The organism is Calothrix sp. NIES-2098 (genome assembly GCF_963875125.1).
GTDB lineage: Bacteria > Cyanobacteriota > Cyanobacteriia > Cyanobacteriales > Nostocaceae > Aulosira.
The window spans coordinates 4,834,888-4,850,236 of the sequence record NZ_CAWNKJ010000001.1 but is presented as its reverse complement, the minus strand read 5'-3'; the positions used below and the strand labels follow the sequence as shown (position 1 = coordinate 4,850,236).

Below are 15,349 nucleotides of genomic sequence, written 5' to 3'. Positions count from 1 at the left end.
AAGCATTTTAGCAATGTGAGAAGGGTATGATGGTCTGGCGACAAATCCTGATAACATTCATGACCCAGAGCGATCGCGTACAAACTTCCGTATACTTCCCCAAAGATGTCTATGATGCTTTGGTCAAATGGGCAGAACAAGAAGACCGCCCCATTAGTAATCTTGTGGTGCGGATCGTGAGTAAGGCGATAGAAGACCGCCAAAAGCAGCAGTAAATTCCACCTCAAGTCAAAGCGGTGCAGAAAAGCTTGAGCCAATCTTGAGGTCATTTTTTGGAATGTTTATTTATACGTAAAAATCGCAGCAATCAACCCAGCTACGTTCTACCTGGCTGTAACAGAGGTTATTGGTAGCTGGCCTAGTTGGTCTGCGATCGCCATTATCTTTATCAAAGCTATATAAGTCCTGTGAAAAATTCTGGATATCCAGAATTTTCAACATTGTGTGACAGCTTTTAAGGGATGCAACAAACTATATTATGTGCTTGCTACGCCAAATTTTGATAACAGCGTTAGACAATTTCTAAGAGGAATATATAAAAATTACGAGAATAAGTCCTGCTGTAATCATCCGAAAATTTTTATCCAACATCACATTAGTTATTGTTAGCTATATTCGAGAGTTATCTAATTTTTGCCAAAATATCCAGTTTTTATAAAAATGTATGCCCTATGAATAGATAGGCTGGTTTTTGATGTCATCATTCAAGCCGTTTTCCCGACCAATCTTAGTTCTCAGCGTTAGACGAGCAATCTTAGCCAGCATTAATCAAGAAAAATATGATTATCTCACCGGATTTATTTGCGGCGGGATATGAAACAAGACTCGAATTTTTCTCATTCATGCTATTTTAAATAGATTATTTTTTGGTAGCTGTGATTGCTAGAGAAACGTCAGATATTTGATAGTTAATTCAAGTGTTAAAAACTGTAATAAATAGTTTGTTTGTAATTGTGATTTTGATATATATTTCATACATATACCTCTGAGATAATTTACCAAGTTCTAAGAAACAGCAATGTTTCGTTAGAGCTATTGGGAATGCGATCACATTCCTCATAAGCTTTCGTATGTCTACAGGCTGATAGCTGAAAACCTGCATTTTTACTTCAATAATTAAAGTTTAGATATGCTCGGCAATGATGAATTTGATGCTTGGTGCAAAAGATTAAATATTTCAGAGCAATCTCGAAAAATAATATAAGCGATTTGTTCATCTGAGCTTCAACACGTAAATTTCTGGTTGTCAATAAAATTTGCGAACAAACTATAAATCTATACCCAAAAGGATGCCATCATGATTTTTGATTCTAACGAAAATGAAAAACAGGATCAGGAGAATATAGAAATTGGAATATTTCAATTAGATATTGAGCTAGTCGAGCCTAACAATAACCGTTTGGCACGTCCTTATATAACCACAATTACAGATCCTTATTCTCGTTGCATAATGGGCAGTTATTTAAGCTCTAAGGCACCAAATTCTAAAGTGATTACTCTAGCATTACGTCATGCTATTTTGCCAAAGCAGTATGAAGAAGAATAAGTAGAAAGGTGCAAATAAAAGTCCATAAAATTTGCGAACAAACTATAAGTCTATACTCAAAAGGATGCCATCATGATTTTTGATTCTAATGGAAATAGAGAACAAGATCAGGAGAATAGAGGATTTAGAAGGCAAACTCGTCAAAGAAGTTTAGATGCGCTTTATAGCAACCATTTTTGGCAATGTCACCATTTTCAGTTAGATATTCAGCTAGCCGATCATCACAATAATCTTGTTGCACGTCCTTACCTGACCAAAATTACAGATCTTTATTCTGATTGCATAATGGGCATTCATTTAAGCTTTGAGGCACCAAATTCTAAAGTGGTTGCTCTAGCATTACGTCATGCGATTTTGCCAAAGCATTATGGAGAAGAATACGCACTGCATTACCAATGGGAAACATTTGGAGTACCTGAGTACATTGTTACCGATAAAAGCAAGCATTTCCAGACTAGATATTTACAACATATAGCTCAAAAACTAGCTGTTCAGTGGGTTATCAGCTATTGTAATAGGGCGATAGCAATGGAAGAAATTAGTATTTTGGAGATTAATACAGAACTTTTATGTAATTTACCTCAATGCTGTGGTTCATACCGTCAAGAACGCCAAAACACAGGAGCTAATAAAGGGTACTTGACCATACAAGAACTATATTTACTCCTAGTAAATTACATTGTTAATAACTATAACCAAAAAGTAGAAAATTTAACGCAAAACCAAACAAAGATTCAACTTTGGAAAACAGGATTAATTGCTTCACCAAGGATAGTCGATGAGCAAGAGTTCAATATTTAGCTAATTAATTAGGTAGATTATCCGGTAGAGCGATCACATTCTTCATAAGCTTTGTATGCCTACACATTGATAGGACAAAGCTTACCCTTTTACTTAAATAAGTAAAGATTACATATGCTCAGCAAGAATGAGTTTGATAATTGGTGCGACAGATTAACAATTTCAGAGCAATGTCGAAAACTAATACAAGCGATTCGTTCATCCGAGCCGTCGCGCCGTGTAGGAGGTGGAAGCAGAAATGTTTCTGGACGCTACCCAAGCCGAAAAATGGGGCTGACCATTCAATTTGAGTCTCACCGCGTAGAACTTCCTAGGATCTACGAATTAGAGCATGATGAGGATGTAATAGAGTTTTACGACCAACCACTTCCGATTAAGATTGATTATCAAGATAAAAATAGGCGAAAACTGAGCCATTTTCACACCCCAGACTTCTTTGTCATAAGAAGCAAGTCTGCTGGATGGGAAGAGTGCAAACCCAAGAATAATTTACAAAAACTAGCTGAGAAAAGCCCTAATCGCTATTGTCAAAGTAAAGATGGTCAGTGGTACAGTCCACCAGGAGAAGACTATGCCAAACAGTTTGGACTCTACTATCGGCTGTATTCTGATGCCGAAATCAATTGGTTTCTCCAACGCAACATCATATTTTTAGAAGACTACTATCGTCGATCTGAGTCTTTAGTTGTAAAAGAGCGATCGGCTACAGAAGTTCTTTCCCTGGTCTCAGATAACGTAGGAATATCACTAGCGAATCTGCTCAGTAATTTAAAGGAAGCTAGCGCTGATGAGATTTATACTTTGATTGCCACAGAAAAATTGTACGTAAATCTTAGCGCTGCTCCTCTTGCTGAACCATCACGGGTACACATATTCCGTGACCAGCAGACAGCTAATGCTTATGTATTACTGCAAACAACGTTGCCAGATTCTAGTTTCGGTTCTCCTATTATTAAAATTGTGGCTGGAACATCCATTTGCTGGGATGGCAAAGGCTTGAGTATTGTTCACGTAGGAGAGCGAGAAATTGTACTTAGTGGAGAAGATGAACAGCTAATTAAGCTAAAGAAAGCTGTATTCGAGAATCTAATTCATCAAGGTGAGATCACAAGCCTCCAAAAACAAGAAACACCAACCATCAGTGAGGAATCTTGGGAGCGTTTCTATAAAGCAAGCCCTCAAGATCAAGAGGAAGCCCTCCGCCGCTATAAAGCCATCGAGCCATACTTGCAGGGTCAACCACCTGAAAAAGAAACTATATCAGATCGCACGATTCGAGATTGGAAAGCCAAATATCTCGCTGCACAACAGAATTGTGGTTGTGGCTACATTGGACTTCTATCTCACAGCCATGCCAAAGGAAATCGCAATCGAAAATTACCTAAAAATACTTTAGCTCTCATGGAGGAATTTATCTTAGAGGACTATGAGACCATCAAGCAAAAGAAAATGTTTGAAGTCTACGGTTCTTTAGTTCTTTCTTGTGAAAAAAACAGCATAATTGCCCCAAGTTATAAGACATTTGTCAAGGAAGTCAAGCGACGTGCCGGGTATGATCAGACAAAGAAACGCCAAGGACATCGAGCAGCATATCAGCACCAAGAATTCTATTGGGAATTAAAGAGAACCACTCCCCGTCATGGCGATCGCCCTTTTGAGATTGGTCATATTGACCATACGGAACTAGATGCAGAGTTAGTCTGTTCCAGCACAGGTCGTAAACTTGATAGACCTTGGGCAACTTTCTTAGTAGATGCTTACTCAAGACGATTACTAGCAGTTTACCTCTCCTTTGATCCACCTTCTTATCGCTCTTGCTTAATGGTATTGAGGCTCTGCGTCAAGAACCACGGACGGCTTCCACAAATTGTAGTAGTAGACAATGGATCAGAGTTCCATAGTACTTATTTTGAGACACTTTTAGCCACTTTTGAATGTACGAAAAAGCATCGTCCTCCTGCTAAAGCAAGGTTTAGTGCAATTTGTGAGCGCCTTTTTGGTACTTCCAATACACAATTTGTTCATAATCTCCAAGGAAATACTCAAATCACCCGCAATGTTAGGCAGGTAACTAAATCAGTCAATCCTAAAAATCATGCAATTTGGACACTTAATCTTCTTTACGAGTATTTATGTGTATGGGCTTATGAGGTATACGATATTGACGAACATCCATCTCTAGGGCAAAGTCCAAGGGAAGCTTTTGCGACAGGAATGCTTCAAAGTGGCAGTCGGACTCACCTGATGATTTCTTACGATGAAAATTTCAGGATACTCACTCTGCCAACAACTGAGCGCGGGAAGGCAAAGGTTCAAATAGGTCATGGCGTAAAGATCAACTATATCTACTACTGGTCTAATGCCTTTCGAGATCCAGAAATAGAAAACACATCAGTTCCTATAAGATACGATCCCTTTGATGCTGGAACTGCCTACGCTTTTGTTCGGGGGCAGTGGGTGCAGTGCATTTCTCAATACTATGCAGACTTTCATGGCCGATCAGAAAAAGAAATGAAACTGGCTACTATTGAGTTGCGTAAACGCCAGCAAAATCACACTGCTCAACTTAAAATATCAGCTAAAAATTTGGCAGAATTTCTTGGTTCCCTAGAGGCACAGGAGGTTTTATTGAAGCAGCGATCGCGTGATGCAGAGGTAAAAGGAGTATTACAGATTATTGAGGGTGGGCAAGCAAAAGGCAACCGCGTTGAGACATCAAGTTTAGAAGAGATGGGCGTGAATCATAGCCACAACCAAACTCAATTTCAACCGCTATCAAGTGGAAATGTTGCGATCGCTTCTGATGAACTAGAAGTATATGAGGAGTTTTAGTAATGTTTAGTGGTTTTCCTCGTGAGTTGCTTCAGCAATCTGTAGCAGCACGACTAGATTACTTTCGGAGTTACACAGTAGCACACCCTAAGCTAAAAGAAGCAAATGAAGCTCTTATTCGTGCTATTCGTGAGCCAGCAGATACATTACTAATTTTCCTCTACGGCCCATCTGGTGTTGGCAAAACCACTCTAAGATTACGAGTAGAGAAGACATTGATAAAAGAAGCCTTATCAAATCTCGAAATTGACCGAGGACACATTCCTGTTGTCGGCATTGAAGCTGGATCACCAGAATCGAGAAGTTTTAATTGGAAGGAGTACTATACACAGGCATTAGTTACCCTGGAAGAACCGCTCATAGATCACAAAATAGATTATGGTGTGCGGGGAATAATGCGAAATAGCGAAGGACAACTTAGAATTCACGATCGGATAGTTGCACCTGCCTTACGTAGGGCATTGGAACAAGCTCTAAGTCATCGGCGACCACGCATATTTTTTATAGATGAAGCCCAACATTTAGCAAAAATAGCCAGCGGAAATAAACTCCAATATCAACTAGACTGCATTAAATCCTTGGCTAGTATGACCAAAACACTGCATGGGCTACTTGGTACTTATGAACTGCTGGTATTCCGCAACTTAAGTGCCCAACTGAGCCGACGCAGTGTTGATATACATTTCCAACGTTACCTTGGAAACTGTCAAGAGGATATTCGGGCATTTAAGAGTGTTATTTTCACTTTTCAATCCCATATGCCTCTAGAAGAGCCACCCGACTTAGTAGCGCACTGGGATTACTGTTATGAAAGAACTCTTGGTTGTGTTGGTATTCTGAAACACTGGTTCACAGTGGCATTGAGAGATGCACTTGATGAGCAAGCAACTACTCTAACTCTTAAACATTTAGAGAGACGTGCTTTGTTAGTAGCTCAGTGCCAGAAGATGCTTCAAGAAATCAAAGAAGGGGAGAAGCTTCTGACAGAAAATGATGCTGATCGTAATCAACTACGAACCGAATCAGGTCTAGATAGAGAACTAAATCCATCAAAATCTGTCCAATCAGCAATATCTAATAAAGCACAAGAACCAATTCCCAAGACACCAAGGAAAGGTAGCGTAGGTAAACGTAAACCAAAACGAGATCCAATAGGGGTAGAAAACCATGATAAATAACAATTTAAGTATTTATGAATCTTGGAATTTGGAGCAACCTATAATTCCATCACATAGCCGTCTATACAAGCTAGAACCGATCGGTATAGGAACACCATATGTTGAGGGCTTAACAAGCTATATTACTCGACTAGCAGAATCTCATAGTGTAGAAACTAGCAAATTAATGGCACAGGAGCTTGCTCCACTTATCAACGCAACAAAAAGTGTAACCTTAGTTTCTAACGCTTCAAAGGGAGTATTGAATGGAAATGGCCATCTTACAGCAAGGATAGTTAATGTGCTTGAAGAGCTAACTTTGTTAAATAATTTATCTTGTCTAACATTTTTAACCTGGAAGAATGTTTTGTTTCTTGAAGGATGCTTTCGATCTTTCCGCGCTTGGTGTCCTGTTTGTTATGAAGAGTGGGATAAAGAAAATCAGGTTTATGAACCATTAATTTGGTCACTTAACCTAATAAAAGTTTGTACACGTCATTCTCAATTTTTGAAAAATCAATGTCCTCATTGCTCTCAAAAATTGCCTCGCCTAGCATGGTACTCTCGACCAGGATACTGCTCAAAATGTAAAGGCTGGCTTGGAAACTCGCCAGAAGTTGATATACACACTAGTAATAGTTTGTCAGAAGATGAGTTAAAGCAGCAATTTTGGTTAATGAATAATATTGGAGAATTAATAGCTACAACACCTATTTTAATAACAGTACCATCGAAAGAGATACTAAGAAAAAATATTCTTACATGTATGAATCAGTTCAGTAATGGAAATAAAGCTAAATTTGCCTGTTTCCTAGGAATAGATGTAACCTCTTTAGACGGCTGGCTTAAACGTGGAAGTCTACCTAGATTAATAAATACTTTGAATATTTGTTGTAAGCTGAAAATTAGACTGATAAGCTTTTTAACAAAAGATATATCTTTAGAATTTCCTTTACAAGTAACAGAATATGATCCAGAAAAGCTAAACTCTTCAATAGTCCATAAGAAAAATCAAGAATTCCGAAAAAGTAAACCGATAAAAAATAATAATTCTACATCCATAAACTCATCTTCAAAAAAACATCAAATGACTCCTAGAAAATACGATTTAAGTTTTATAAAGCAAACTTTAGAGGCTGCTCTTCAAGAGTATCCTCCTCCATCAATAAGCGAAATAATAAAATGTGTTGGAGCTAGTAATGGAGCACTTTATAATCATTTTCCATCTCTATGTCATGCTATCGCTGCTAGGCATCGAACTGAAAAAAGAAAAGCTATACAGTATTTTTTAGAAGCAGTGTTAAATAGTGATGAATTTCCTTTACCTTCTCTCAAAGAAGTAGCTAGCCGCCTTGGACATACTGCTAGAACTCTTCGGGCATATTTTCCAGCTATCTGCTACACTATCTCATCTAGGCATAGAGATGATTCTAAGAAAGTAATACAACTTTCTTTGGAAGAAGTTTTGAATAACGTTCAATATTCTACAATTTCAATGAAGGAATTAGCTAATAAATTAGGAGTATGCCAAAATTACTTATGGACAAATTTTCCAGATATATCTTCTGTTATTTCTGCTCGATATGCTAGTTATCGTGATGCCGAAATAGCTAAAAAGCAAGAAGAAATAATATTATCTATAGAAGCTTTGCTAAACGATAATAATTTTCCGTTATCATTAGAAGAAGTAGCCAGAAAGCTAAATCTTAGCCCTAGCTTTATTTATAGAAATTTTCCAGAACTAGCCAGTAGTATTGTAATCAAATATTCAAATTATAGAAAAGCTTCTAGTATAGAATACAAAAAAAATGTTATGGAAGAAATTAAGCAAGCAGTTCTTGAATTACATACAAAAGGTATCAATCCCAGTAGCTACTATGTTGAGCAAATGCTGCCTAAGCCAGGAGTAATGAGGGCTTCATATGCTATGGCTAGCTTATACGAGATTCGCCGTGAGCTAGGATACGAAAACTGAACCAGACCTCGAACAAAAACAATTGCATAGACAGCAAAAGTTCCAAAAAATGCTCGTACAGAAAGAAAAGTTGGCAACTGCCAACCACAACGAGACCCAATTTTAATTGACTAAAATGCTGGCTGAAGACTTAAGTACATACGAATTTTGGAATTTAAAAAAGCCATTAATTCCTCAATGTAGTCGCCTCTATCAACTTCAACCTGTGGGTCTTGGCACATCTTACATAGAGAGTTTAACAGGTTATATCTCGCGGATAGCAGAGTCACATGGAGTTCTTCCAGGTGTCTTAATGACTAGAGAAATTGCTCCACTTATCAATAAACTATACTTTCAAAATGGAGCTAGTCGAGGATTCCGTGAAATATTCAACCGTGCCCAAGCTTTAAATGGTGTGGGAGAAATGGCAGGAGATTTAGTTCAAGCCTTACAAAAGTTAACGTGTAGCGATAAATTGCATTTTTTAACTATGCTATTTTGGGCTGAAATTTTGACTCCACGCAATTTATTTCGTGCTAAAAGAGCTTGGTGTCCAATTTGTTATCAAGACAGTTATGAAAATGAGCAGGTAGTTTATGAACAATTGCTTTGGACAATCAATTGCATTAAAATCTGTTCACAGCATCAAAAACCTTTACTCGAAATTTGTCCGCATTGCAATCATGAATTACCGTTATTAAGTTGGCGTTCAAGACCTGGTTATTGTTCAAATTGTGAGAATTGGTTAGGTACAGATAAATGCCATAATATATTTTCAAATGGCAAAGCCCCATCAAACTTGGAGCTTAAATGGCAATCTTGGACTGCTAATGTTGTAGGAGAGCTAATTTCTGTTGGTCAATGTTTTGAGTCTGCCCCACCAAAAGAAAATATTAAAAAATCATTAAATATAATAATTGATATAGTTGCAGAAAAAAATGCAGCTGCTTTTGCCCGTCTTATTGGAGTACCAAAAAATAGTTTGTGGATGTGGCAGTCTACTGAAACTTTGCCAGAACTAAACATCCTCTTGAAGATTTGTTACGAACTAGATATATCTTTAGTAGAATTTCTGTCCCCAAAAATTCTGATCGCTAAATCCTTGACAAAAATCTCGCAGAAGTATCCGCAACTTTGCCGCACACCAAGGGTCTCTCCAAAATCATTCAACCAAAATCTAGTAAGAGATGCTTTATTAGCAATACTTGGCAGTGACGAGGAACCGCCATTAACAATGCAAGAAGTGGCAAAGCGTCTAGGGTACGACAGAAGAACAATTTCTAGACACTTTCCTGACTTATGTTGTGCTATTTCTGCTAAACGTCTTGATTACAACAAAGCTTGCCGCCTCAGAAGCATTGAAAAATTTTGTAACGAAGTTAAACAGATTGTCCTTGACCTTAAAAGTCAGGGTGTTTATCCTACAGAAGCTCGTGTTTGTGAATTAATGGCAAACCCAGGATGTTTTCGATACAAACAAGTACGCGCTGCCTTCCATAATGCACAAGGCGAGTTTTGTGTGTAGGTTGCTATAGTTTTGTATAAGCTTCAAAAGCTAGAAGCATAACCTTGCCACTTCTCATTGGAAGCATAAGCTTGCCGTTGCGGCAAAGTTATGGGTAAAGTCACAAATCAAACAACCTTTGTCTTTTAACTTTGATATGGGTAGTACTGGACTCGAACCAGTGACATCCTGCTTGTAAGGCAGGCGCTCTACCAACTGAGCTAACCACCCGTTTGCACTCACAATTAAACAATATAGCAAAAGATTTTTAATCGCGCTAGTATTTTTGAGAAAAAATTTTTGAGAACCAAGAAATGCCCTCTGGTCGAACCCACGATAGCATTACGCTGTATGCTCTGCCGTTGGTGGCGGGTGTAACTTTCTGGCAGACTCGCAGTAGCAATGTGACTTTATTCGTGTCCGGCGGGTTTCTGTTTGGCGGGCTGATGTTCGGCCCGGATTTAGATATTTACTCGATTCAATACCAACGCTGGGGTTTCTTGCGCTGGATTTGGCTACCTTATCAAAAAAGTTTGCGTCATCGCTCTTTTCTTTCCCACGGGCCGATTATTGGCACGACGCTACGAGTACTTTATTTAAGTTGCTTGCTGGCTATTGTGGCAATTTTTGTGCTAGCCGTTGCTGAAAAGCTGTGGAATATCGCCTCTATTTGGCAAAACGTCGGTGGCACAGTTGGGCGATCGCTTACGAGTTACGCTACAGAATTCCTAGCCCTATTCTTAGGCATGGAACTCGGTGCTATGAGCCATTCTCTCAGCGATTGGATCGGTTCCGCATACAAACGTGTCAAAAAACAAGGCATCCGTGCTTTGCTTCCAAGTGGCAAAATTAAGAAACGTAAATCAACTAAAACAGGTAGGCGGCGGGTGTCGGGGGCGAAGGGACAAGGGAGACAAGGGGGACAAGGGGGACAAGGAAGAAATAAGTATTAACTTTTGACTAATGACCAATGACCAATGACAAATAACTATGAATGATACTTTAGCGGCATTACAGGAATTGATTGAGGTGGTGGCGAAATTGCGATCGCCTGATGGTGGTTGTCCTTGGGATTTGGCGCAAACACCGGAGAGTTTGACACCTTATGTAATCGAGGAAGCTTATGAGGTGGTGGATGCGATTAAGAGTGGCGAACGAAAGGCGATCGCGGAAGAATTAGGCGATTTATTATTACAGGTAGTCTTACAAGCCCAAATCGCTAGCGAATCAGGACAATTTTCTCTTAAAGAAGTTGCTGAAGGCATTTCCCAAAAGTTAATTCGCCGTCATCCCCACGTGTTTGGTGATGTGGAAGTGGCGAGTGTTGAAGAAGTGCGACAAAATTGGGAAGAAATCAAAGCCGCAGAAAAAGGCGAACCATCTCCAGAAAATCAAAAACTCAGTGCGAAACTCAGTCGTTATGGGCGTAGCCTTCCCCCATTAATGGCGGCGATGAAAATTTCCCAAAAAGCTGCGGCGGTAGGGTTTGAGTGGGAAAACATTGAGGGGGTGTGGGCTAAGTTCCATGAAGAATTGGCAGAATTTCGCCAGGCTTTAGCCGAAGAAAGCCCAGAAGCACAACAAGCCGAATTTGGAGATTTACTATTTGCAGCAATTCAGCTAGCGCGCTGGAATAACCTCGATCCTAGCGCTGGTTTGCAAGGCACAAATCAGCGATTTATTCAAAGGTTACAAAAAATGGAGGCAGTTGTTGACCGCCCCCTTTCAGATTACAGTTTGGAAGAGTTGGAAGCTTTGTGGCAACAGGCAAAAGCCCAAATTGCTCAGGAAGGGTGAGAAGGTAGGAGGCAAAGGCGCAGGGGGCAGGGGGCAGATTAAGATGACAATGTGATGTCTATGACAAGACGCTTTGCGTCTACGCATCGGCTTGTTATATTAATGCATCGCCCTGCAATTGAATTGCATCGACATGCAATCGAATTACATCGGCTTGTTATATTAATGCATCGCCCTGCAATTGAATTGCATCGACATGCAATCGAATTACATCGGCTCGTTATATTAATGCATCACCCTGCAATTGAATTGCATCGACATGCAATCGAATTACATCGGCTCGTTATATTAATGCATCGCCCTGCAATCGAATTGCATCGGCTCGTTATAAGTACCTAAACAAAAATCTTTACAGTCATTGCGAGCGAAGCGAAGCAATCTAAGCCCTTGCGATTGCTTCATTCCGCTTCGCTCCATTCGCAATGACATTGTGTAATTAATTCTGCTTGAGTATTTATTAATGCATCGCCCATACCCAATGCCCCATGCCCCAATCAAGATTTCTTCGCATCAAACCACTTATCATAAAGTGATTGATAAGTGCCATCTTCTCTGAGACTCAACAATGCGCTATTAATTTGTTTGCGGTAGGGACTGTTATTAGGCAGGACAATACCATAGTTTTCTTCCCGGAAAACGCTACCTACTATCTCTACTTTTCCGTGACCTTCATTGGCAGCATAAAATAGCAGTACGGGTGCATCAAAGACTACAGCATCAGCTTTTTTGTTTTGTAAAGCCTCATAAGCTTGCTCAATCTTGGGGACTTCTAAGACAGAAATTTTTTGTTCGCGCAGATATTTGGCGGCTGTGCTACCTGCTGTTGTTGCTACTAGCTTACCTGGCAAATCGTCTACGCTTCTGATATCTCCCTGAAGCTGCTGTACAGTTAGCGAAGTGGTAGCGGCGGCTGTAAAGTAGGCGACGAACAAAACGCCGATAAACATCCAGATAATTGCTATTACCCGTCCCACTACTCCCTTGGGCATTTCGTCGGCTTGAGTTGCTAATGTTGCAGCTGCCCACCAACAGGCTTTAAAAATTCCTGGGAAGTATGATTTATCAATCATTCCTTCTTTGTGATTGCGCTCAGACAACCAAATTACATGAGCTGCTACGACAATCAGCAGTAAAGCAATGCCAATTACCTGCAAAAGCGTGGCAGAAAACAACAATTGCGTAATGTTAGAAAAGGCTCCACCATTTGCTTCTGGGGGTCTTACCATGATTTGCAGTCCAGCCGCAAACATCGGTAAAGAAAAATCAAAATTCTCTTGGCGTTCGGCGGTAATGGAAATCGCTGCAATTCCTACGTTTGCTTTGCCATCTTTAACACCAGCCAGCAGATCCGGTACAGTTGAATACTCAACAAATTTAGACTCTATGCCTAACTTGGTAGCAATACTGCGCCAGAGATCGATACTGAAGCCTGATAGTTCACCTTTGTTGTCAAATACAAAGGGTGGGATCGCACGTGTAGCGACAAGAAATGATTTTGATGATTGTTCGGGTTCGGGTTTTTGCGCTAGTCCTGGGTTCGCTACCGACAGCACCAGCAATAGCGCCATAATTCCGCCTAATAATACTAGCCAGATATGCCGTTTTGCGGAATGCTTGCTTTTGTTTTTACCGTTACCTCTGTAAAAGTAAGCAGTATTGCTTTTCCAAGCGATTATTAATTGGCGAAATTTACTAGCGATCGCATTTATCATAAGAATATTCTTGGGGTTGTTGTCTGCAATATTTACTTATCATTCCCAACCCATCACAAATATCACATGCGTAACCCCCCTTATACCCAAATTTTTTAGGCATAAGAGGGGATAAATCAGACTCAGACTTACTTTGAGCTAGAGCATTGAAAGACGGATTTACAGTTTGATGGTGACGGTTTTAACTTCGGTATATTGTTGCAAGCCGTACTCGCCCAATTCCCGACCAATACCAGATTGTTTGAAACCACCAAAGGGTGCGGCGGCGTCGAACACGTCGTAGCAATTTACCCAAACTGTACCAGCACGAACATTGTTTGCGATCGCGTGAGCTTTAGTAATATCTTGAGTCCACACGGCAGCGGCGAGTCCGTACATAGTATTATTTGCCCGTTGAATCACCTCATCAATATCCCTGAATTTGATGACGCTCATCACAGGGCCAAAGATTTCCTCTTGAGCAATCTTCATGTCATCGCGGACATCAGTAAACACTGTAGGCGCAATAAAGAAACCTTTATCTCCTACACGAGTACCACCGCAAAGCATTTGAGCACCTTCGCGCATTCCTGACTCGATGTAACCCATCACTTTGTCAAATTGCTCTTTGTCTACTTGCGGCCCTTGTTCTGTGTTGCTATCGAAAGGATCGCCCACAGCTCGCTTTTTAGCTCTTTCTACAGCCAAGGAGACAAAATCGTCGTAACATTTTTCTTCCACAAATAACCGAGAACCAGCGCAGCAACATTGTCCTTGATTGAAGAATAAAGCTTGGTGGGCACCTTCTATTGCTTGACGCATATCAGCATCAGCAAAGACGATGTTAGGACTCTTACCACCCAATTCCAAAGTAACGCGCTTCAGGTTACTCTTGGCAGCAGCTTCCATAATGAGATGCCCTACCTCAGTTGACCCAGTAAACGCTACTTTGTCAATATCCATGTGGCGAGAAATAGCAGCCCCAGCCGTTGGGCCGTATCCTGAAAGTATATTCACCACACCAGGCGGGAAGCCAGCTTCAACAATCAACTCACCTACCTGCAGAGCAGATAAAGGTGTTTGTTCAGCCGTTTTCATCACCACAGTATTACCCGTAGCCAAAGCTGGTGCTAACTTCCACGCCTGCATCAACAGTGGGAAATTCCACGGGATAATTTGACCAACCACACCCACAGGCTCATGGCGTGTATAGCAGAAATAAGGGCCATTGATCGGAATAGTTTTACCTTGCACCTTATCAGCCCAGCCTGCATAATAGCGGTAGCAAGCGATAACTAACCCCAAGTCACCCAAGGAATCGTGTAAAGGCTTGCCATTATCTAGAGTTTCCAGCCGTGCCAACTCATCAATATTCTCTTCAATTAAGTCAGCTAGCTTGTAAAGTAACTCTCCGCGCTGGGTAGCAGACATCTTCCGCCAATCCCCGCTGGTAAAGGCCTTACGCGCTGCTTGCACAGCTTTATCTACATCTGCGGCGTCTGCCTCTGCTACTGTGCAGATAGCTTCGCCTGTAGCTGGGTTAATAGTTTCAAACCGGCGGCCGCTGACACTTTCTACCCATTCGTTATTAATCAGCAGCTGAGTTGGGCCGATTTTGACCTGTTGACCTGGTACTGTTGCTGTAACCATCAGGCCCTCCTTAAGCTAAGAGAAAATTTGCTTAAATCTATTAATTATGTTTCCTCGGATACAGCAGTTTAGTTGAAATTCTTTATAAATTTTTAGGCTTTTTGTTATGAAAGTATGCAGTTAGTTTTTTTTCGTTCAACTGACATTTAAGCCTTGGGATTTTTAGCTAAAACTAAAATCATGTGCGAATGAACACTAGTAATTCAGCGACAGATGTGTAGGTTGGGGAGCCACTGCGGTGGTGATGCAGTGACGGGTACGTAGGGGAGCCAGTCCGTTGCGGAGGTTCCCTCCGTTGTAGGAACTGGCGTGGTCTCCCCCATGAGCAACTGCCGAAAGGGTTTCCCGGCTTGTAGCAAGTGGCGTTTGAACTGAAGTGAAACTCAACATATCAAACTATTGAGGTGTTGGGTTTAG

The 15,349-nt window shown here is 40.5% G+C and carries 13 protein-coding genes and 1 tRNA gene; 9 read left to right on the top strand and 5 right to left on the bottom strand.

Annotated features, from left to right (window positions below):
* The first annotated feature begins 26 nt into the window (after positions 1-26).
* Positions 27-215 carry a ribbon-helix-helix domain-containing protein gene (locus AACU33_RS20290; protein WP_096590369.1) on the top strand — a complete coding sequence of 63 codons (189 nt, stop codon included), beginning with the start codon at positions 27-29 and terminating at the stop codon, positions 213-215.
* Positions 216-285: 70 nt separating this feature from the next.
* Here the strand turns inward: AACU33_RS20290 and AACU33_RS20285 are convergent, their stop codons facing one another.
* Positions 286-441: a hypothetical protein gene (locus AACU33_RS20285; protein ID WP_339376165.1), complete on the bottom strand. Its 156-nt coding sequence runs from the start codon at positions 439-441 to the stop codon at positions 286-288.
* A gap of 856 nt (positions 442-1,297) precedes the next feature.
* Here AACU33_RS20285 and AACU33_RS20280 point away from each other — a divergent pair.
* The 6 genes from AACU33_RS20280 (at position 1,298) to AACU33_RS20255 (ending at position 9,815) form a co-directional block, all read left to right on the top strand.
* The gene (locus AACU33_RS20280; RefSeq protein ID WP_096590368.1) at positions 1,298-1,546 is read left to right on the top strand and encodes a hypothetical protein; all 249 of its coding nucleotides are present in this window, start codon (positions 1,298-1,300) and stop codon (positions 1,544-1,546) included.
* Between the two features lie 72 nt (positions 1,547-1,618).
* Positions 1,619-2,347 (top strand): hypothetical protein, encoded by a 729-nt coding sequence (locus AACU33_RS20275; RefSeq protein ID WP_096590367.1) that lies wholly within the window; start codon positions 1,619-1,621, stop codon positions 2,345-2,347.
* A 114-nt stretch (positions 2,348-2,461) separates the two neighbouring features.
* Entirely contained in the window at positions 2,462-5,179 is a 2,718-nt protein-coding gene (locus tag AACU33_RS20270; protein ID WP_096590366.1) for a TnsA endonuclease N-terminal domain-containing protein, read from the top strand.
* 2 nt (positions 5,180-5,181) lie between these two features.
* Entirely contained in the window at positions 5,182-6,357 is a 1,176-nt protein-coding gene (locus AACU33_RS20265; protein WP_096590365.1) for an ATP-binding protein, read from the top strand.
* A complete protein-coding gene (locus AACU33_RS20260; RefSeq protein ID WP_096590364.1) occupies positions 6,347-8,311 on the top strand; it encodes a TniQ family protein in 1,965 nt (654 codons plus the stop codon). Before AACU33_RS20265 ends, AACU33_RS20260 begins: the two co-directional genes overlap by 11 nt.
* Before the next feature lie 115 nt (positions 8,312-8,426).
* Entirely contained in the window at positions 8,427-9,815 is a 1,389-nt protein-coding gene (locus tag AACU33_RS20255; protein WP_096590363.1) for a TniQ family protein, read from the top strand.
* A 137-nt stretch (positions 9,816-9,952) separates the two neighbouring features.
* Here the strand turns inward: AACU33_RS20255 and AACU33_RS20250 are convergent.
* A tRNA-Val gene (locus AACU33_RS20250) sits at positions 9,953-10,025 on the bottom strand.
* 83 nt (positions 10,026-10,108) lie between these two features.
* Here AACU33_RS20250 and AACU33_RS20245 point away from each other — a divergent pair.
* On the top strand, positions 10,109-10,747 hold the full coding sequence (locus tag AACU33_RS20245) for a metal-binding protein (RefSeq protein ID WP_096590362.1): 639 nt from the start codon (positions 10,109-10,111) through the stop codon (positions 10,745-10,747).
* 37 nt (positions 10,748-10,784) lie between these two features.
* Entirely contained in the window at positions 10,785-11,591 is an 807-nt protein-coding gene (gene mazG / locus AACU33_RS20240) for a nucleoside triphosphate pyrophosphohydrolase (protein ID WP_096590361.1), read from the top strand.
* A 494-nt stretch (positions 11,592-12,085) separates the two neighbouring features.
* On the opposite strand, the gene AACU33_RS20235 is transcribed toward mazG, so the two are convergent.
* The 3 genes from AACU33_RS20235 to AACU33_RS20225 all read right to left on the bottom strand — a co-directional run bounded on the left by AACU33_RS20235 (position 12,086) and on the right by AACU33_RS20225 (position 15,322).
* Positions 12,086-13,303, bottom strand: coding sequence for a transporter substrate-binding domain-containing protein (locus tag AACU33_RS20235; RefSeq protein ID WP_096590360.1), 1,218 nt, complete (start codon positions 13,301-13,303; stop codon positions 12,086-12,088).
* Between the two features lie 159 nt (positions 13,304-13,462).
* Positions 13,463-14,932 carry an aldehyde dehydrogenase family protein gene (locus AACU33_RS20230; protein WP_096590359.1) on the bottom strand — a complete coding sequence of 490 codons (1,470 nt, stop codon included), beginning with the start codon at positions 14,930-14,932 and terminating at the stop codon, positions 13,463-13,465.
* A gap of 195 nt (positions 14,933-15,127) precedes the next feature.
* Positions 15,128-15,322 carry a hypothetical protein gene (locus AACU33_RS20225; RefSeq protein WP_339376164.1) on the bottom strand — a complete coding sequence of 65 codons (195 nt, stop codon included), beginning with the start codon at positions 15,320-15,322 and terminating at the stop codon, positions 15,128-15,130.
* Positions 15,323-15,349 lie beyond the last annotated feature (27 nt).